The organism is Paeniglutamicibacter quisquiliarum (genome assembly GCF_019084045.1).
Lineage (GTDB): Bacteria > Actinomycetota > Actinomycetes > Actinomycetales > Micrococcaceae > Paeniglutamicibacter > Paeniglutamicibacter quisquiliarum.
Window position 1 is genome coordinate 178,206 of record NZ_JAHRED010000004.1, and the last position, 19,216, is coordinate 197,421.

At 63.7% G+C, this 19,216-nt stretch carries 15 protein-coding genes; 2 read left to right on the forward strand and 13 right to left on the reverse strand.

Annotation, left to right across the window (positions count from 1 at the left end):
* Positions 1-49 precede the first annotated feature (49 nt).
* From KRR55_RS09620 to KRR55_RS09635, 4 genes are all read right to left on the reverse strand, one after another.
* Entirely contained in the window at positions 50-415 is a 366-nt protein-coding gene (locus tag KRR55_RS09620) for a hypothetical protein (RefSeq protein WP_217388867.1), read from the reverse strand.
* Between the two features lie 224 nt (positions 416-639).
* On the reverse strand, positions 640-1,419 hold the full coding sequence (locus KRR55_RS09625) for a carbon-nitrogen hydrolase family protein (RefSeq protein WP_217388868.1): 780 nt from the start codon (positions 1,417-1,419) through the stop codon (positions 640-642).
* A gap of 236 nt (positions 1,420-1,655) precedes the next feature.
* Entirely contained in the window at positions 1,656-2,945 is a 1,290-nt protein-coding gene (locus KRR55_RS09630) for an adenylosuccinate synthase (protein WP_217388869.1), read from the reverse strand.
* Positions 2,946-3,113: 168 nt separating this feature from the next.
* Positions 3,114-3,443, reverse strand: a complete 330-nt coding sequence (locus KRR55_RS09635; RefSeq protein ID WP_217388870.1) for a hypothetical protein — start codon at positions 3,441-3,443, stop codon at positions 3,114-3,116.
* 182 nt (positions 3,444-3,625) lie between these two features.
* Between KRR55_RS09635 and KRR55_RS09640 the strand changes: the two genes are divergently transcribed.
* Positions 3,626-4,195, forward strand: a complete 570-nt coding sequence (locus KRR55_RS09640; RefSeq protein ID WP_217388871.1) for a TetR family transcriptional regulator — start codon at positions 3,626-3,628, stop codon at positions 4,193-4,195.
* Here KRR55_RS09640 and KRR55_RS09645 read toward each other — a convergent pair.
* The 3 genes from KRR55_RS09645 to kynU all read right to left on the reverse strand — a co-directional run bounded on the left by KRR55_RS09645 (position 4,192) and on the right by kynU (position 7,814).
* Positions 4,192-4,818, reverse strand: coding sequence for a thymidine kinase (locus KRR55_RS09645; RefSeq protein ID WP_217388872.1), 627 nt, complete (start codon positions 4,816-4,818; stop codon positions 4,192-4,194). The genes KRR55_RS09640 and KRR55_RS09645 overlap by 4 nt on opposite strands.
* A 170-nt stretch (positions 4,819-4,988) precedes the next feature.
* Positions 4,989-6,329, reverse strand: coding sequence for an amino acid permease (locus tag KRR55_RS09650; RefSeq protein ID WP_254456043.1), 1,341 nt, complete (start codon positions 6,327-6,329; stop codon positions 4,989-4,991).
* Between the two features lie 198 nt (positions 6,330-6,527).
* Positions 6,528-7,814: a kynureninase gene (gene kynU / locus KRR55_RS09655; protein WP_217388874.1), complete on the reverse strand. Its 1,287-nt coding sequence runs from the start codon at positions 7,812-7,814 to the stop codon at positions 6,528-6,530.
* Positions 7,815-8,019: 205 nt separating this feature from the next.
* Between kynU and KRR55_RS20665 the strand changes: the two genes are divergently transcribed.
* Positions 8,020-8,457 carry an Lrp/AsnC family transcriptional regulator gene (locus tag KRR55_RS20665; protein ID WP_336245083.1) on the forward strand — a complete coding sequence of 146 codons (438 nt, stop codon included), beginning with the start codon at positions 8,020-8,022 and terminating at the stop codon, positions 8,455-8,457.
* A gap of 26 nt (positions 8,458-8,483) precedes the next feature.
* Here the strand turns inward: KRR55_RS20665 and KRR55_RS09665 are convergent, their stop codons facing one another.
* The 6 genes from KRR55_RS09665 to KRR55_RS09690 all read right to left on the reverse strand — a co-directional run bounded on the left by KRR55_RS09665 (position 8,484) and on the right by KRR55_RS09690 (position 19,073).
* On the reverse strand, positions 8,484-8,912 hold the full coding sequence (locus KRR55_RS09665; protein ID WP_217388876.1) for an SRPBCC family protein: 429 nt from the start codon (positions 8,910-8,912) through the stop codon (positions 8,484-8,486).
* A 38-nt stretch (positions 8,913-8,950) separates the two neighbouring features.
* Positions 8,951-10,144 carry an LPXTG cell wall anchor domain-containing protein gene (locus tag KRR55_RS09670; protein ID WP_217388877.1) on the reverse strand — a complete coding sequence of 398 codons (1,194 nt, stop codon included), beginning with the start codon at positions 10,142-10,144 and terminating at the stop codon, positions 8,951-8,953.
* Between the two features lie 954 nt (positions 10,145-11,098).
* Positions 11,099-11,806: a hypothetical protein gene (locus KRR55_RS09675; protein WP_217388878.1), complete on the reverse strand. Its 708-nt coding sequence runs from the start codon at positions 11,804-11,806 to the stop codon at positions 11,099-11,101.
* Positions 11,807-11,877: 71 nt separating this feature from the next.
* Positions 11,878-12,681 (reverse strand): hypothetical protein, encoded by an 804-nt coding sequence (locus KRR55_RS09680; RefSeq protein WP_217388879.1) that lies wholly within the window; start codon positions 12,679-12,681, stop codon positions 11,878-11,880.
* 97 nt (positions 12,682-12,778) lie between these two features.
* Positions 12,779-13,561, reverse strand: coding sequence for a hypothetical protein (locus KRR55_RS09685; protein ID WP_217388880.1), 783 nt, complete (start codon positions 13,559-13,561; stop codon positions 12,779-12,781).
* Positions 13,562-13,592: 31 nt separating this feature from the next.
* The gene (locus KRR55_RS09690; RefSeq protein WP_217388881.1) at positions 13,593-19,073 is read right to left on the reverse strand and encodes a DUF6531 domain-containing protein; all 5,481 of its coding nucleotides are present in this window, start codon (positions 19,071-19,073) and stop codon (positions 13,593-13,595) included.
* Between the last annotated feature and the right edge of the window lie 143 nt (positions 19,074-19,216).

Below are 19,216 nucleotides of genomic sequence, written 5' to 3' on the forward strand. Positions count from 1 at the left end.
CCCGGTCTCCGGTGCCGGCCCGACGCTCAGCGGCGGGCCATGGCTGTCTTTACCACTCGGTGTCGTCGTCGTCGTCGGCCTCGGAGATCCCAAGGTCCGGCTGCTGGTTCGAATCGAACTCGGCCCAGGCCTCGGCAAACCCGAGGATGTCCTCGAGCGCCTCCTCCTCGTCGTCGTCCAGCAACTCCAGGGCCTCGGGGGTGTCGAGGATGATTCCGATCGCCGAGGCAGGGTGTTCCTCGAAGTAGTCGATCGGCGAGTAGTCGGAGTTGAAGGTCATGTCCTTGCTCTGCCCATACAGTTCAATGAAGGCCCGCACCGCCTTCGGCACACGGGCCAGGTCCAGGCCGGACAATGAGTCGTTGTAGGCCTGCGCCGTTGCCTCGGCCCATTCCTCGATGATGGCTTCATTCATTTGTGTATCGGTATTGCCCACTGCCCTGTCCTGCCTAATTGGAGTTACATCGAGCACCAATAGTAGTGGGCGGAGCCCGAAGCGTACATGCCGGAAAATGTGAAATTCGTTGGTCTAATACAGGCGCCTCGCTTGCGCCGATCCGCCGGCCCCGGGGGAAGGCAAAAGGGAACCCGTGCGGGCACCTGGACGGCGGCGGCACGGGTTCCCCGGGCAGTGCCTTGTTACAGCCGGCGGTTGGCCAGCACGGGCAGGAACTCGCGCACCTCGTCGATGCGCCGGCGGGTGACGTCGGTCGTCACCAGGCCCTCGGCGTCGTCGCCCAGGTACTCGATGGGCACGCCCATGGGGTCCAGGATCGCTGAGTGCCCGATGGTGTGGCTCGAGCTGGTTCCGGCGGCCGCGACCCAGACCGTGTTCTCGATCGCGCGGGCTCGCAGCAGCGTTTCCCAGTGCTCGATCTTGTGCTCGCCCTTGAACCAGGCGGCGGCCACCAGCAACAGCTCGGCACCCTCGTTGACCAGCCTCCGGGCAATTTCCGGGAAGCGCAGGTCGTAGCAGGTGAACACCCCGACCTTCATGCCGGCGATCTCGAACACGGGGACCTCGGCGACGTCCCCGGCCTTGATCGACTTGGATTCCTGGTAGGAGAAGGCGTCGTAGAGGTGGATCTTGCGGTAGGTGCCCAGGATCTTCCCGTCGTCCCCCAGCACCGCCAGCGTGTTGTAGGGCCGTTCGTCGCCGCTCTGCTCATAGCCGCCGGCCACGATGGCAACCTTGTGCTCCGCTGCCATGAAGGAGAGCTGCTGGACGAACTTCGTCCAGTTCCCTTCGATGGCGGCGTTCAGCGGACCAGTCACCTGGGAAACGGCGAGCATGGCCTCTTCGGGAAACAGCACCAGGTCGGCGTCTTCGGCCTTCGCCTTGGCAACCAGTCGTTCCATGGTTTCCAAGTTGTCGGCGACCGACCCGGTGGGGGCAAATTGACCAACGCTGACCTTCATGGCGATTCCCTTCGTCGCGGAGTGCTTTCACCCAGCCTAGCGACAATCACCCATCCGGTGGATCGGCTGCACCTATTTTGGCCCCGGCCCGAACAATGTGACGGGAAGGCACACGCAAGGGCGGCTGCGCGTCCTTCCGCCGCGGGTACGGCAGGATGCCGGGGATACGGCGAGGGCGCGGCACCGGCCGGTTCAAATGAACCCGGCCCGCACCGCGCCCTCGCGCGTGCCCGGACTTAGTCGTTGATCAAGTCGTGGCGGACGATCGTCTGCTCGCGGTCCGGTCCCACGCCGATGGCGGAGAAGCGGGTGCCGCTCATGGCCTCAAGCGCCAACACGTAGTCGCGGGCGTTCTTCGGCAGGTCATCGAGCGTGCGGGCTCCGGTGATGTCCTCAGTCCAGCCCTCGAAGTACTCGAAGATCGGCTTGGCGTGGTGGAAATCGGTCTGCGTCATCGGCATTTCGTCGTGGCGCACTCCGTCCACGTCGTAGGCCACGCACACCGGGATCTTCTCGATGTTCGTCAGCACGTCGAGCTTGGTGACGAAGTAGTCGGTGAAGCCGTTCACGCGCGAGGCGTGGCGGGCCAGGACCGCGTCGTACCAGCCGCAGCGGCGCGGGCGGCCGGTGTTCACGCCGAACTCGCCGCCGGTCTTCTGCAGGTATTCACCCATCTCATCGAACAGTTCGGTGGGGAACGGACCTGCGCCCACGCGGGTGGTGTAGGCCTTGATGATGCCGATCGAGCGGCTGATGCGGGTCGGGCCAATGCCCGAGCCGACCGACGCACCGCCGGCGGTCGGGTTAGAGGACGTCACGAACGGGTAGGTGCCGTGGTCCACGTCCAGGAATGTGGCCTGGCCGCCCTCCATGAGCACGACCTTCCCGGCGTCCAGCGCGTTGTTCAGCTCGAGGGTCGCATCGATCACCAGCGGACGCAGGCGCTCGGCGTAGGAGAGGAAATACTCGACGATTTCCTCGATCTCGACGCTGCGGCGGTTGTAGACCTTGACCAGCAGCTCGTTCTTCTGGCGCAGGGCGCCCTCGACCTTTTGGCGCAGGATGGATTCGTCGAAGACGTCCTGCACGCGAATGCCCAGGCGACCGATCTTGTCCATGTAGGCAGGGCCAATGCCGCGCCCGGTGGTGCCGATGGCACGCTTGCCCAGGAAGCGTTCGGTGACCTTGTCCATGGTCTGGTGGTACGGGGCCACCAGGTGCGCGTTGGCCGACACGCGCAGTTTGGAGGTGTCGGCACCTCGTGCCTGCAGGCCCTCGATTTCTTCGAAGAGCGCCTCGAGGTTGACCACGCAGCCGTTGCCGATGATCGGGATGGCATTTGGCGAAAGAATGCCGGCGGGAAGGAGCTTGAGCTCATACTTTTCACCGCCAACGACGACTGTATGACCTGCGTTGTTGCCGCCGTTTGGCTTTACAACGTAGTCAACCTGGCCACCCAATAGGTCAGTGGCCTTGCCTTTGCCTTCGTCGCCCCACTGGGCGCCGACGATCACGATTGCTGGCATGGGATCCTCCCCCTTGCTCGATTCAGCGCGGCCGGCAAAAATGCCGGGTCCCGGCGGTGCCGGGCGCAGAAATGCCCCTCGCTCTTCGAATGGCCCAAGCAGGATCAGGAAGAACAGTAAGGGGCTCTTACGTCACGAGTTTACCCGATGCAGCATCAATGGGTTGATTTATGCTTCCCGCGGCTGGTCTTCTGCGTCGATCGCGGCCGACAAGGCGGCCCGGGCCAGCGTTTCCCAATGCTCGATGGAGCTTTCCGGAACCGACACCCAATCGCGGAAGGGCCGCCCCTGGCCCGAGGGGTCGAAAAGTTTGGCCCCGGGATGCTTCAGGGCCTCGAGCATGACCTCGCTCTCGCGGCCCACTTTGAATGCCATGGTGTCCTCGAGCAGGCAGGCGATGGCCTTGGCCTCGTACTTCAAGGCATCCTTGCCAAACATCTTTCCGGCAGCAACTCCCTCGCCAAGCAGGGCACGGGTGAGCCGCTGAAACTCTTTCATGGCCTCGGGTGTAGGAAATTGCATACTCATGTCCCCATCAAACCCCGCCACTGCCCCTTGCGTCGAGTGATCGGCGAAAAGACTTTTCGCGAGAACCTGTCGCAGCATCCGGCGCAGAATTGATGACGCGGAGTATTTGCGCATATTCATACTTGCGAGAAGCGCCGCCTAGACTGGGATCCATGGCCCTGACGCGTGAACAACTCATTGATGCCGCCGTGGGCGTGCTCTCGGAGTTTGGCCTGGCCGATCTCTCCATGCGCCGTCTGGCCCGGGAACTCGACGTGCAGGTCGGGGCGTTGTACTGGCACGTGAAGTCCAAGCAGGAACTCCTCGTGGATGTTGCCGCCCGGCTCCTCGACGCCGTGCCCCGGCCCGATTCCCCCACCCCGGCGTTGGCGCCCATGGCAATTGCCGCGCTGCTGCGCCAGCTGCGCACCGCCTTGATCGCGGTTCCGGACTCGGCCGAGGTCATGCAGCTCGCCCAGTCCATGCGCCCAGAGTCCCTGGACCCGCTGGGCTGGCTTTTGGATTTCCTGCGGATCGCGGGCGTCCCCGAGAGCGATGCGGCCTATGCCCGGCACGTTCTGGTCAACCACCTGCTCGGGTCGATCGGCGCCCATCAGGAGGCGCAGGCACTGGCCGCCGGCGCCGAACCCACCGAGGCGTCAACGGCCTGGGGTGACGAGGCCTTCGACTACGGCGTGCGGGTGATCCTGCAAGGGATGACCCTGGAGCACAGTAGCGCCTAGTTGCCCAGGCGACCGTTGGAGGCGTCCAGATAGCAGGCGCCACAGAGGGATTCGTACCAGACCTCGTCACCGTCGATGGCCACCTGGTCTCCGTCGAAGATGATCTCGTTTCCGATGCGACGGGTGTTGAACACCGCTTTCTTGCCGCAGCGGCAAATCGTCTTGAGTTCCTCAAGGCTGTGCGCGATCTCCAGCAGGCGCCGCGACCCGGGAAAAGCATGGGTGCGGAAGTCAGAGCGGATCCCGTAGGCCAGCACCGGGACGTTGTCCAGGATCGCGATGCGGAACAGGTCATCGACCTGTTCCGGCGTCAGGAACTGGGCCTCGTCGACCAGCAGGCACGCCACCGGCGGCGCATCCACGTGCTGCAACAGGGCATCCGGGTCGTCCCCGGCGACTTTAGTGGCAAAAAGCTCCCGGGCATTCGCTGACGGCGGGATGAGGAAATCCACGTCGCGGCTCATTCCCAGCCGGGAAACTATTGCCGCGTCGCCCTTGGTGTCGATCCCCGGCTTCGCCAAAAGGACCCGCTGCCCGCGCTCTTCATAGTTGAATGCGGTCTGGAGAAGACCCGTGGACTTGCCGGAATTCATTGCCCCATAACGGAAGTACAGCTTCGCCACATCGTTCCTTTCGAGTTGGACGCCGTGGACGATTCTATGCGCAACCGAACCCCTGCCCCTTCCGGCGCCTGCCCTTTCGACGAAGGCGCCCGGCCTCGCCGAACGGTCCTTTGGACGAACCGTCCGGCGCTGCCGGGCATTTTCAACGTGCACGCAAATCTACTTGTGAGTTATGCCAAGTCCTCCACGAGAGCCAAGTCCTGACGCTCCTCCCCGACAGGGACCATGCGTTTGCGCAGCAGAAAATAGAGCGCCCCGACGACAAGGGCGAAAGGGACGCCAAAAACAAGCGTCATCGTAAATTCGTCGGTAAACAGCGTGGTGACCAGCAGGGCCGCCATGAGCAACGCCCCCAATAACGAGCCCAGGGGATAGAAGGGAAGCCTGTAGGCAAGCTTTTGGCCGCTGCGCTTATGGTGGCGACGGAAATACAGATGGGTGACAAAGATCAGCATCCAGGTGGCCATGGCGCCAAACATTGACAAGGCCATCATCACGGTGAATCCGGTTTCCGGATTGGCCGCATAGATCAACGTCGCCACGGCGATGCCTCCTGCCGAAAGCAGAAGTGCGTTCACCGGGGCGCCGTTCTTGCGCACCTTTCCAAGAACCCGCGGGGCTTGGCCACCGCGCGAGAGCGAAAACATCATGCGCGTGGAAATGTAGAGCTGCGAATTCATGGCCGACAACGCCGCAACAATAACCACGAAATTCAGGATGGAATCGGCATATGGGATGCCGATGACCTGCATGACAGTGACAAAGGGGCTCCCGCCCTCCAGTATCTTGCTTACCGGCGCGATGGCAAGAATCAGAGACAGGGTCAGGATGTAAAAAAGGAAGAGGCGCAGCAAGGTGACCTTGAAGGCCTTCTTGACCGCCGTTTCCGGTTCCTTGGCTTCACCGGCCGCGATGGCAATCATTTCGATGCTCAGGTACGAGAAGATCGCGACAATCACGGCGAACCACACTCCCTTGAAACCGCCAAGGAAGAAGCCGCCGTCGGCGTGGTAGTTTTGCATCCCGAAGTCCGGATTTGTGCCGCCGAACACCAGTGCGGCGGCAACAACGATGAACCCGACAATGGCGAAGACCTTGGTTGCGGAGAACCAGTATTCGAGGGTGCCGAATGCCTTGACGTTGAACATGTTGACAGCGATGAGCAACGTAGAGAATCCGAGGACCCAAACGATCGGCGGGACGGCCGGGAACCACATCTGCATGTAATCCCCCACCGCGGTGACTTCCGTTCCCACCGCCAGCACGATGCACGACCAATACAGGTATTTGATCATGAACCCCGCCAGGGGGCTGATGTAGTGCTCTGCAAAAGCACCAAAGGATCCGGTGGTTGCGTGTGCAACCGTCATCTCCGACAGTGCGCCCATCAAAAGCAGGGCGATAAGGCCCCCGATGACGTAGCTGATGATGACGCTTGGGCCGGCAAAGGAGATGGCAAATTTGCTGCCCAGAAAGAGGCCTGTCCCGATGGCCCCGCCCAAGGCAATCATGCCCAGTTGGCGGGAGGTCAGCTGCCGGGACAGCCCGGCTTCCCGTTTCTTGATGCTATCCAACGACGAACTCATGAATTACCTCGAATCATTGTGTACGAGTGAAGCGGAGCAGTAGTTTTTGGGTACGACAAACCTGTGGGCGGTCCGAGTGCCTGTGGGCCGCCCACCATGAAGACTTGTAAAGGAGTTGTCCCTTTAGGTGACAGCCTGACGCGTGCGGTAGGCCGGGACGTCCCAGGCGCGGGTTTCCAGGATGTCGCGCAGGATTTCCACTGCGTCCCAGATATCGGTGAAGGAAAGGTAGAGCGGCGTGAGTCCGAAGCGCAGCACCTCTGGCTCGCGGTAGTCGCCAATGACGCCCCGGTCAATCAATGCCTGGATGATGGCATAGCCCTCGGGGTGGCGGAAGCTGACATGGCTCCCGCGTTCGGCATGGTTTTCCGGCGTCACGAGCTCCAGCCCGAATTCCCCGCAGCGCTCGCGCACCAGGGCGATGAACACGTCGGACAGTGCGAGTGACTTGGCCCGAACCAGGCCCATGTCGGCCTCCAGCGACACGTCCAGGCCGCATTCGATCATGGCCATGGATGTGATGGGCTGGGTGCCGCACAGGAAACGGCGAACATCGTTGGCGGCCGTGTAGCTGTCGGCCATGGCGAATGGCGCGGCATGCGACCACCACCCGGTGAGGGGCTGCCAGAAACGGCCCTGATGGCGGGCATTGACCCAAATGAAGGCCGGAGAACCAGGTCCACCGTTGAGGTACTTGTAGGTGCAGCCAACTGCATAGTCGGCGTTCGCACCGTTGAGGTCCACCGGGACGGCGCCGGCGGCGTGGGCGAGGTCCCAGATGACCAGGGCACCGGATTGATGCGCGGCAGCGGTGACCGCGCCCATGTCCCACATGGCGCCGGTTCGGTAGTTGACGTGTGACAAGGCTAGTACGGCGACGGAGTCATCCAGCGCCTGCTCCAGGGATAGGTTCTCGTCGATGAGGCGCACTTCGTAGTGATCGTTGGCTGTGGCGTTGACCGAGTTCAGGAAGTCACTGATGCCCTCGGCAATGTAGATGTCGGTGGGGAAGTTGTCCCGCTCGGTCAAGATGACGCGGCGGGACGGGGCATCCTGCTGCTGGATGCGCACGGCCGAGGCGAGCGCTTTGAACAGGTTCAGGCTGGTCGTGTCGGTGACGACGGTCTCGCCGTCGTTTCCGCCGATGAGCTTGGAAAGCTTGTCGCCCAGTCGGCTGGGGAGCTCAAACCAACCGGAGGTGTTCCACGAGCGGATCAGGCCCTGGCCCCATTCGTTGTTGATGACTTCGGCAGCCCGTTCGGCGGCACCGCGCGGCAGCGGGCCAAGCGAGTTTCCGTCAAGGTAGATCAAGCCCTCCGGGATGGAAAAACGTCCACGGAAAGACGCCAGTGCATCCACCGCATCCTCCGCTTGGAGACTTGCGCGATCCGTGTGGGTGGGTGTTGTCATGATCGGATTTATGGCCTTTCGGGAATCAATGGCGTTCCCCTGCCGCGGAATTCGTGCCACGGCGAGGAAAACCCATCATAGAATTATTCACGATGCACTGGATAGGACCTTGAACAAGTGCTCAAAATAATGGGAGTTTTTCGTGCTAAATTCTGAATCCATCAGGAATCATGACAGCCAGCGAAATGCTGTTCGGCTCGATGAAGTGGATCTGCGGATACTTCGCGAACTCAGCACCGACGCGCGCATCCCCAATAACCTTCTGGCCTCACGTGCGGGGGTCGCCCCGTCCACCTGCCTGAGTCGCGTCCGCGCACTCCAGGAGTCCGGGGTGATTCGCGGGTTCCATGCGGACCTGGACCCGGCAAAACTGGGCTTGCGCATCGCCGCCATGGTGTCCGTGGTGGTCCGCTCCGACTCCCGCGATTCCATGCTGGAATCCGCACGCACCCTGCGCGGGCTCCCGGAGGTCCAGGACGTGTTTGTACTTGGAGGAACCCCGGACATCTTGGTTCACGTCGTCACCGATTCCATCGAGTCACTGAGGGATTTCGTGGCCAAGAATCTCGGAGCGAATGCCGCCTTTTCGTCCACGCAAACCAATATCGTCTTTGAGCACCTGTCCCCCGCCAAAAAAGCCTGACGAACACAGGGAAAGCCTTTGGGCACCTACGGGGCTGCTTCCGCATAGGCGCGCAACGATTTCAAGGTATCGGCCTCGGAACCGGCAATAGCGGCCAGAAGGTCCCCGACCTCTTTTCGAAGTTTCTTGGCCGCTTCGACGTTGATCGTCAGCCGGACCCGAGTCTGTGCTGATTCTCCGGCGAGCGCATACCGGTAGTGCACGCTGATGTCTCCCCCGCCGGAAGTCAGGGTAATGGCCTTCTGCTCGACCAATTCCGAAATCACCAACTGACGTTCATGGAATCCGGAACGGTAGTCCAGGACTGTCCCGAGGCTCGTGAGTTGCTCGGCCTCCATCGAATCAACGCCGGGCATCCATTTGGGCGCGGCCACCCAATCGGTAAGCAGTTCCCACACTCGCGGCACCGAGAGGTGAATCAGCTCCTGGGAATCCAAAGCCTGAAACTGTGTCATAGCCGAATCGTGTCACGCCGCAGCCCAAAATGAAACGCCTACAGACCCTTTTGCCTCTTGCGCATCACGAGGGTCAAGGTGCCGCCCAGCAGTAGTGCCAACCCGAGACCACCCATGACTACGGTGCCGTTGCTGCCGGTATTTGCCAGTTCAGGCCGTTGGGATTCGACAAGGGGTTTGACGACTGCCTGGGCAACTTGCTTATTCTGGACCACGGGCTTGGTGACGGTCGCAGCGGGCTTGATTTCAATATCTCGCTCTTCTGGCTGTTGCGTCGGCGTGGTCGGCTCCGGCGACTCCGATTCGGGGAAATCCCATTCGCCGAAGCCCGCCAGAATCCCGTCAAAGGCTTCCTGTGCCCACTCGGGGTTGTCGGGGAAGAGCTCATTGAGGTACTCCCACAAATCGTCCAGGTATGCTTCGTCACCAGTGGCCATAAAGCCCGTCAGGATATCAACGATTTCAAGGAATGGGGGCCACACCATCAACGCCTCGACGTACTCTTCGATGAAAACCGCGCCCTCGTCGGAATCCAGGAAGTCGTTCCACTCGTTTTCGTCCCAGGTCTCGGAGCCTTCCGGCATCGTAATGTTCGGCAGGTCTGGCTCCTCGGGAAGTTCTTCGTCCATCAGTGGCGGGGCTGTCTTACCAACGGCTTCGCTTGCACTTGTTTCCTCCGCGGCCCGTTGGTCCGTGGTTTCCTCTGGAGTGGTTCCCGGGTCAACGACTCGGATGTCCGTGTCGACCGTTGCGTCGGAGTCGGATGGCGCGGCATCTGCCTGCCCTGGATCGTCCGCCGCGACGGAGCCATCCTTCACAGGCAGCTCCATGCTCTCCACAAGCGACGAGTCGTTTGGCTCGGTTCCCCCGATCGGGTCAGGGCCCTGCGTTTCGGTGGTGGATGAATCATTTCCCGCCGATTCTTCCGGCACAGGCTGCCCATCGACCGGCGCTTGTCCCGCCTCCGTGCTGCCGGCGTCGGCATCACCAACCGTGGGCTCGGCCATGGGAGCACCGGCCGGCTCCTGGCTGCTAACCTGCACTCCCCCTGCGTTTGCGGCTGCCTCTGAACCGGCATCAGGGGCCGATTCGGCCGTCGATACGAGCTGCGCGGGTGCGATCGAGGTGTTGGCGCCTTCTTCAGGAGGCAGCGCTTGAGCCACCAGGGGGCTAAGCATCAGGCCCGAGGCCATCACCGTTCCGAGCAACGCAGTACGAATTCGAGGTGCCATGTCAGTCCTGTCCCAGAGATTGGTGCGGTGGAAACAGGATCCGGTGCCACGTGACGTCCCCTTGACCCGTGCCCTGCAGTCAACGTGGAAGGTGCGCCACGTGTCAGATCAATCTATGGCAATGACAGGGTTTCACCTAGTCACGATTTGGAATCGGATTCCCCGCTACCCGGCCCCTAACCCACCCACGCGGCTGAAACCCCTCAGATTCGAGTCGGCTCCAACGGTCGCATCAAAATGCCGCGCGGCTGCCTCTGTTTCCTCCAGGTTCGTGGTTTCCTTCTATGCGAATGAAGCCTTCGACCTGCGGACCAGAGCGTCGGGCGGACAGCTTGCGCACCGAATGTCCTGAGGAAACGTCTCAGGTCTTTGTGATGGGCATTCGGAGAGAATCAAACCACCATTCACGAATCCTCATCTCGAGAGCCGTCCCTGCTTTCCGCAGCGTCCTGCGACAGCTTGCTGCCGGTCGACTCTTGAACGCGAAGGCCTATGAGCCGCCTGGCACCGTGCCACCGGTATTTTTGCGGTCCGCGAGATACCGGACATGGGCGCCAATGATGGAACCGGCGATTCCGCTGAGCAACCATGTCGGAAGCCCAAGGACCAGTGGGCTTTGCGCTGAAATGAGAACTGCCCCAATCACAAGGAAGCCAAGGACCAAGACAGCGCGGGCGGCATTCGGAGGCAACACAAAGAAGGCGGTAGCACCGTACAAAATCCCTAACGTCACTGCGAGCAAAACGATGGATAGGGCCGGCAGGCCAGTCGTTCCCAACGTCAATATGGCAGCCGCTACCGGGCCAATTACGGCTACACCCCATTGAATCGCGTCAGCGCCCTTTGGGTACCGGCGATTGTTCGATTCACGTTTCATCGTCCACGGGCACCATTCCGTTTGCCGATTTCACGAGCGGCAGTCCATTGATCACTGGATTCGTTTCCCGCCATGGATCAGGACGGCCGGGAGCCATGCGACCAGGCAACATCGAGCGAGCGAGATCCCGTTACCGCGAAATATCGTGCTGCCAATTGGGCGCGGCGCAACGACTCACCCTCCGCCTGACCTGGCGATTGGGGCGTGATTTTGTGGTTTACCTGCGTCGTTGGTTGCGAAGCAATGAGGGTATGCCACGCGGCGGAGTCGACGTCATCGGTCTCATATACTTCAACGGCGTCCGCTGTGAAACCAACCGCGTCCAGTCGGGCTGACCCTCGCCGCAGGGTGAGTATCGAAAAGTTCTCTCCCAGCTGCGACAACAATGCATCGATCTTTTCCCCCGTCGGATCGAGCTCCTCGAAGCGGTCCGTGCCGATTGCCCAACTCGCCACCGTTGTCCCAGGAACGTCCATGGGTTCCGTCGCCGGATCGGGAATAACCTCTGGGCCTTGCTTGGCCGCCCGACGGGTGCGCCCAAGAGTTGCTCCGAGGAAGGCGCAGCCGGCCAACGCGGCGATCATCCAGGTGACAGGCCCGAAATTAAGCAACAGCGGAACGCAGAACGCGAAGACCAGCGGATAGACCATCACTCGCTTTCGGGGGTCCCGGTGCGCGCTGGCCATGAAAGACAGCACCAAGACCAATGTCGAGAAGGGCACGACGAGTACCGGCGGCGGACCAGCCATCAAGGGGATCGCCAGGCCCGCGACGGCCGAAACCACGGCAAGAGGGTATCTTTTCGGGCTGGGAGCCGTCACCGGGGCCACTCGCGTCAACCGGCGCTGACCGGTCATCACGAAGCCAATGGCCGTCGTTCGCACACGTCCTCTGAGGCATACCACGTCAGTGTCGGATCTGCTTGACCCGTGGAAGCAAAATGGCGCGCAGCGGCAATCGCACGCTCCACTGTTGTCGTTTCCCAGTTCTCGAACGAACCTTCCAAATCCCCGATCGCGACCTCGGTCTGGCCGTGCTCGGACCCTGGCGTTGTCATCATGTTCCACAGCCGGTCATCCGATGTGTCGGGAGAGAAATAGACAACCATCGCGCCTTCCGCACCCCCACAGAAGTCCATCCGCGCACCGCCACGCATCGCGCTGACAAGCGTCCGTTTCTTGCCATCCAAGGACCGCACGCTCCCGACGAGGGAAGTTGCGGACGGGGCGTCATCCTCGAACAGCTTTCTCCCGTCGTTCCCGGTGAGCAGAAGTGCACCCGAGGCTAGTTTCTTCGCCTTCTTCTTTTTGTCAGGTCGAAAATTGGCGCCAATAATGGTTCCGGCAATTACGCATGTGAACCAGGTCAGGCCGAGGCCACCGGTTCCTCCCTGAATGCTTTGGATATTCCGGAACCACAGCAGAACCCCAAAAAAGACGACGAAAAAAAGCAGGATTGGCAACCTGCCTTTGGCGAACATGAACGTACCCGCGCCAGCGGCGAAGCCAACCAACAAAACTATGAGGACGATGGAAACATTGGCGTCCCACCAGATAACCGGGAGCAAGACACCACTCAGGACACCGATCCCCGCCATCGCCATTCCGACGAAATCAGCGTTCTTTGAGGAACTACGCGCCACGGTTGAATTCACCAACATGCCGTGCCGCCCACGGCCGCAGCGACCGCAAGGACACCTGTTCGCGGCGTTGGCACGGCCACCAGCGCAACGGTCGTCAGCCAGCGTTCCCCGGAAATCATGAGGCCAACGTCCTCCAGTCAGCAATCGTCGGCGAACTGAACCACTTCATTTGGGGATCAGCCCGGCCCGTTCGCTGGAAGTGTCGCGCCGCAACCAGCGCCTTCTCCAATGTCGTGATTTCCCAAGATTCATGCGCCAGCGACATGTGTCCAATCTTCACATCGACCTGTCCGGGATCGCTACCGGTCGATGTCAACACGCTCCACTTGTCCTCCTCCGAGGTGTCGGCAGAGTAGAACACCATCAGGGGGCCCTGCGCATTGCCCGCAACGGTGAGGCAGGCCTCGCCACGGACGGCACTCACCAGCGAGCGCCGGTCACCATCCAAAGACTGGATCTTGGCAACCAAGGCAGCCTCCGAGAACCCGGCCTCGCGGAAGGTCTTCCGGCCAACGCGCCACTCCAGGGATTTCCCCGTTCCCTGCCGGGAACGATCCTTTGCCGGCGTCCCGCGGCCCCGGCGCCGATCCCACTCGGAACGCAACATCGAGCCCAAGACCCAACCAACAAAGGTGCAAAGCAGCCACGACAGAAAGACCGGGGAGAAGTTGGGGACAAACCGAGAAACGATGTACGGCGCAAGGAAAAGCGCGGCCAACAACGTAATCGGTGCGCCAACGGCCACGAATGCCAACGTTGCGGCAAGGACCAACGAGCCACCAACGGTACCCAGCAAGAGGCCCATGTCCCGCTGCCCGCCGATGAGCGGTCCCACCACCGCCACCGCGAGCACTATCGGCACCACGATGCATCTCGCGATGACATCTGACCGGCTCAAGGGTGCATATCTTGCTGTCCCTGCGCGTTTTTTAGTCACTCACAACATCCCAACTCGTACCAAGTGTGGATCCGATGACACCACCGATTCCGGCAGAACCCCACAGTGCAGTGGTGTTCCTCTGACCCAAGTTTACGAAAGTTCCCTGGAACGTTCGCGGTTGCTGGTACGGGAGCCGTCGCAGTACATCGAAATTGGTCTGTGTCACCGACCCGGGCAGGCGTATGAGCGGCATGACCCCGCCTGCGCCCGCAGCCACCGCCAGGTCACCCCAGGAGGTGTCTTCGCCGGCAACAAGATTCGTTGCGGCCACGCCACTGACATTGGCGGCCGCACTGACCCCGGACGACGAGAGGGTGGAAAACAGCGACGAAGTTGGTTTTCCCAGACGCTCGGCTATCGAACCTCCCGCAGGTCCGGCGAGGCCCCCGGCGGCACCGCCAACGAAGCCGCCCACGAACGCCCCAGCCAGTCCTCGGCCGGTCATCTCCTCGCCCTTGATCGCCTGCGCTACACCGTAGCCGCCCGAACTGGCCACCGCGCCAACGCCGCCGTTTACACCCATATTCACCGCTAAAGACTTGACCACGTTCGCGGTGGGAGCGACCCGCATGGAGGCCTGTGTTGCCATGCCACCGACCCTCGTGGCCCTCAGCAGCATCGGAGCGGCCCCACCAACCCCGCCGAGGACCGTTGAGGCAGCAGCTTGCGCCCAGTTCACGTCCCCGGTCGTGGCCTTCTGGATTATGACGTCGGCACCACCGGCCATCAACGCCATGCCGACCGGCCCGCCGACGCCGGTGAACATCAACGCACCGCCGGCGACCACCATTGCGCCACCGACGACGTATTCCCAGTTCTCTACAAACCAGTCGCCCGCCGCGGCCATGGCGCCGTTGTTGCCGTCGCGGTACGCCTGCAGTTCGTCCTCGGTGACCGGACGCAGGCCCAAGGGATCGATCGCGTGCAGCGGATCGTTGCCGGCATAGGAATACGGGTTTCCGGACCAACCGGAACCCACCACCGGATCCAGCGGATCAACCGACAGGAACCCGCGCGTCATCGGGTCATATGCCCGGGCGCCGAACCAATCCATCCCGCCCACCTGCAACCCGCCGGACGCACCCACGCCCAGCCCGGCAGGAAGGCCCGGGAGCGCGTCCGATGCCATGCCCCACGGGCTGCCCGCCTCCGTCGGATGCGCACTGCGCCACCCGGCGGAGAGCACCGTACCGCCAATCGCCGTCACGCCGCCGGGCAGGGCCACCACCGACTGGTCACCGACGGACATCACCCGGGGGGCAACCTCCGCAGAATCCCACCAGACCTCGGCGCCGTCTACGTCCGCCAACTCGCCGAGCGCGTCCACCCACAACTCGCTGCGGGAGGATGCCCCGGATGGACCCTCCGTTGCCACGGCGGACAGCCAACCGCGCGGGGACCATTCAAAGGACCGCACCGAGCCATCTGGCTCCACGGTCTCGGTCCGGCGACCCAGCCCGTCGTAGGCATACGTGCTGGTCCCGGCCGCGTCGGTGCGGGAACGCAACTGGCCCGCGGCGTCATAGGCGAGCTCCGCGGCAAGCCCTTCAACCGCTTCGTCCACCAAGCGGCCGGACAGGTCATAGCGCCACCTGGACACCACGCCGTCTTCGCGCTCCGAACGCTCCAGCTGGCACGCGGCGTCATAGAAGAAGCGGGTTTCGATGCCGTCGGCAAGGATCGCGGCGATGCGCCCGTCCCCGTCCCGGCGAATCACCGTCTCCTCAACGCCGTCAATGGTTGTCCTCGCGTGACGCACCAGCGCGCCCTCGGCATAGTCCCAGTTCTGCACCGCATGGCTGGCGACTGCGCCGACCAGGCGTCCGGCTCCATCGCGCTCGTAGGAAATCCGTCCGAGGACCGGGTGCTCGACAACAACCACGTGTCCGGCGGCGTCATGCCCGAACTCCGTGCGCGTCCCCTGCGGGTCCACCATTGCGGTGCGGTTTCCGTCCGCGTCGTATTCCCATGACGGGCCGCGCCCGTCACGCAGCCGCTCGATGAGTTGCCCGCGGCGGTTGAAGCGCAACAGCTGCTCGACCTCGACACCGTCTTCCCGGGTGAGGTCGGTGATCCGCACGGTGCGAGAGCGTGCATCGCGACCGATCTGCATCAGCGTCTGCCCGTCGACGCCCAGGGATACCTGGCGCCCCGCCGCGTCATAGGTCCACTCGGTGCGCCGGCCCTCCGGGTCGCACTGCCACAGCTGGCGCCCCGCCGCGTCAAAGCCCGCGGTGATCGTCCGGCCCAGCGGATCCGTTTCCGAGACGACCTGGTCGGATTCGTTGTAGGCCCGGCGCGTGGTGGCACCCAGCGGGTCGGTGACCGTGGTCAGGCGTCCGCGCGAATCGTATTCGTAGCGGGTCTTGCCGCCCAGGCCGTTGACGGCCTCGATGAGTTGCCCCGCCGCGTCGTAGCGGAACCTGCGCCGCCCGAATGACGAGTCGACGGCACGGACCAGGCGCCCGGCCAGGTCGTACTCGAAGCGCGAGGTGCCGCGCCCCGGGGTGTAGCGGGAGACAACGCGGCCGACGGCGTCGTATGCCAGGCGCTCCGTCTCCCCTCCCGGGAAGACGCGGGCGACGACGCGGGACTCGGCGTCGTATTCCAGGGTGGTGCGCGCACCGGTCGGGTCGATGCTCGCGGCCGGGCGGCCGGCGGCGTCGAACTCGAACCGGGTGACGGCCCCGCCCGGTGAGCGGTGTTCGATGACCCGGCCGGCGGCGTCGCGGCGCAGCAGGGTGAGCCCGCCGTCGGCGTTCACCAGCTCCACGGGGCGCCCGCACGCGTCGTAGGTGGTCAGCTCTGTGCTGCCGTCGGCACGCTCGGAGGCCACGGGGCGGCCAAACTCGTCGCAGCGCACGCTACTGCGCTCGAACGCGTCCCGGACCGTGACGGTTCCCGTGGCCGCGTCGGCCGAAATCTGCTGGCGCACGCCCGTGGGGTCCACCACCGCGGTGAGTTCGCCGTTTTTGTTGTACTCGCGCGACCAGGCGTGCCCCGCGGGGTCGGTGACCTGCGTCAGCCGGGCCAGCGCATCGTGGACGAAGCTCCACCGGGCGCCGTCGGGAAGCTCGAGGCCGGACACGTTGCCCAGGTCGTCGAAGCTGCGCGTGACGGCCCGTCCCAGCGGGTCGACGGTGCCGGTGAGCTGGCCGTGGGAACCGTAGTGCATCTCGGTGCGGGACCCGAGCGGGTCGATGACCACGGCCAGGGCTCCGCCCGGGGCGTACTCGAACTTCCACAGGGCGCCGTCGGCATCCCGGCGGGAGCGCAGCTGCCCGTTTGCGTCATACAGGTAGGTGGTCCGGGCACCGCCGGGGGACACCGCCTCGGTGACCCTGCCCGCTGCATCGCGGTGCAGCGTCGCGGTGTTCCCGAAGGCATTGGTGATGGTCGCCAGGTCGCCGTGTGCGTCGTGGCCGAAGCGCACGGCCACGCCGACCGGGTCGACGATCTTCTCCAGCAGGCCCTCACGCCAGTGCAGCTGCGTGCGGCCGCCCTCAGGGTCGATGACCAGGGAGGGGTTGCGGGAGGAGTCGTCGGCATATTCGTAGGTCACCAGGGCGCCGGACTCGGTCACCACGGTCACCGGCCGGTCGGCGTGGTCATAGCCGTAGGTGATGTCGGCACCGCTCGGGGTGCGGGTGCGGACCTTCCGGCCACGCTGGTCGTAGGCGTGCACCGTGAGGGCACCGTCGCGCTCGGTGACGGAGACCAGGTTGCCGTAGCGGTCATAGCTCATGGACTGGCGCGCGTCGTTGGCGTCAATGACGCCCACCAGGCGGCCCCGGGCATCGGCGATCCAGGCGTTGGAACGGGTCCCGTCCGCATCGGACACCACCGTCAGGCGGCCCGGCAGGTAGGCGAACCGGGTCACGCGGCCGAAGGCCGAGACCTGGGTGAGCACCCGTCCGTGCTCGTCATAGGTGTTGACTGCCTCTTCGACGCCGGCGGCGTCGGTGACGGCCTCGATCAGGCCCGCGTCGTTCCAGCGGTAGCTGCGCACCCCGCCCGGCCCGGCGGCGGAGAGCAGCTGCCCGTTCTCGTCGTACTCGAACTCCACGCGGCGCCCGTCCGAGGCCATAAGCACGGCGATCCGCTCGCCCGCGAATTCGGTGCGCACCCAGCGACCGCGTTCGTGCCTTAGTTCGGCGATGCGGCCCTCGTCATCCCGGCTCACCAGCAGCGCTGTCCCGGGGCCGGTGTCCGAAGACAGCCAGGTACCGGCCGCGGTGAACACCCAGCGGGCTCCGGCGTTGTCGCGCACCACGAGAACCTCGGCGGAATCCGCCGCGTATTTGTCGAGCTCCTCGTCATTCAGGGTTTCGCGATTAAGCCAGGAGCTTTCCCCGTCGGCCCGGTCCCAACCCTCGCCGAGGCGGGGGAACCACAGGTGGCGTCCATCGGCCAGCACCATCCAGGCGCCCTCGTCCTCCAGCTCGAGGCGGGTGTCAAACACCGAGGCCCAGCCTGTCCCGAAGGAACCGACCCGCTCGTCCAGGCAGTTGTATGTGCGAGCGGCCGACAGTGACGACGCCGCACCCGCGAATCCGAGGTCCACCTCGGTTTCCAGGAAGTTGCCGGTGGAGGTGTTGACCGGGTCGTTGGAGTAGCCGGTCGTCGGAGGGGCGCCGAGGGCAAAAGCAGCATCGATGGCGATGTCCTGGCGGGTCGCGCCGACCCCTTGGGCGGCGAGGGCGGCCAACAGCGCCGAGTCGGCGATCCGCGAGACGTTACCTTCGCCGCCGGCGGCGGCGAAGGCGTTGGCAATCGTCAGGGCCCACGCCACGTCCTGGTCGTTGGCCTCGAGCCACTTGTCGAAGCCGTTGACGACACCGCTGGCGTTCAGCGAGCCATGGCTGCAGCGGGCGGCAAAGTCCGCGAGGTGGCTGCGCAATGATGCAGGCTTGCCGGCAAGTTCACTATTGAGGTTCGCCGATCCCGTGGCGAAGGAACGCAAGTCGCTGGGGCGTGCAGCGGAGACGCCGGCATTGGAACCGCCGCCCGGGGCGGGCGTTTGCCTCACGCCGGTCACGGGGGTCGAGGCCTGGATGCTCACTTCCTGTGCCGGCGGCCCGACTGGAGGGTCCTCCTCACCGAAGACCATGTCCCATCCCTTGAGGAGGATGTTGTCTTGGCGTTCTTCGCGGCGCTGTTTCCATTCGCGGGCCAGCCGGCGGCGTTCGTTTTCCTTGCGGGCTTCTTCCTTCAGCGAATTGGCGCCGGTGGCTGCCTCGCGCAAACGTGCCGCGAGCTCGTTCGCGTCCGCGGACGCGACGCGTGCATTGTCTGCAAAGAGCTTTGAGAAATGCCCCTGGAACTCGGCTCCGGCCGTCGCCACCAGGGAGGACCGGGAACCTGACTGTCCCTCAATCTTGGATGCGGCGAGGTTGAACGCCGAAATCAATGCGTCTGCCGTCCCGTTGTCAAACACAACGTCATGTTCAAAGACACCCAGATCGGCCACGCAGAAACTCCCTCATCAGACCAATGGGGCCCGGAGGTCCCGAAAAACGATCCGAGGCACCGTCGAAACCTCGGTAAAGGATGGAAAACGCCCCCGCCGCCACGGCGGCACCACGGCCGGCGGCAACGGGGGCGAACCGAATA

Bases quoted from the DNA above. Each gene is read 5' to 3' on its own strand.
- KRR55_RS09620 (WP_217388867.1), bottom strand. From the start codon at position 415: ATGAATGAAGCCATCATCGAGGAATGGGCCGAGGCAACGGCGCAGGCC.
- KRR55_RS09635 (WP_217388870.1), bottom strand. From the start codon at position 3,443: ATGAAAGAGTTTCAGCGGCTCACCCGTGCCCTGCTTGGCGAGGGAGTT.
- KRR55_RS09640 (WP_217388871.1), top strand. From the start codon at position 3,626: ATGGCCCTGACGCGTGAACAACTCATTGATGCCGCCGTGGGCGTGCTC.
- KRR55_RS09665 (WP_217388876.1), bottom strand. From the start codon at position 8,912: ATGACACAGTTTCAGGCTTTGGATTCCCAGGAGCTGATTCACCTCTCG.
- kynU (WP_217388874.1), bottom strand. From the start codon at position 7,814: ATGACAACACCCACCCACACGGATCGCGCAAGTCTCCAAGCGGAGGAT.
- KRR55_RS09670 (WP_217388877.1), bottom strand. From the start codon at position 10,144: ATGGCACCTCGAATTCGTACTGCGTTGCTCGGAACGGTGATGGCCTCG.
- KRR55_RS09630 (WP_217388869.1), bottom strand. From the start codon at position 2,945: ATGCCAGCAATCGTGATCGTCGGCGCCCAGTGGGGCGACGAAGGCAAA.
- KRR55_RS09625 (WP_217388868.1), bottom strand. From the start codon at position 1,419: ATGAAGGTCAGCGTTGGTCAATTTGCCCCCACCGGGTCGGTCGCCGAC.
- KRR55_RS09650 (WP_254456043.1), bottom strand. From the start codon at position 6,329: ATGATTGCCTTGGGCGGGGCCATCGGGACAGGCCTCTTTCTGGGCAGC.
- KRR55_RS09680 (WP_217388879.1), bottom strand. From the start codon at position 12,681: ATGTTGGTGAATTCAACCGTGGCGCGTAGTTCCTCAAAGAACGCTGAT.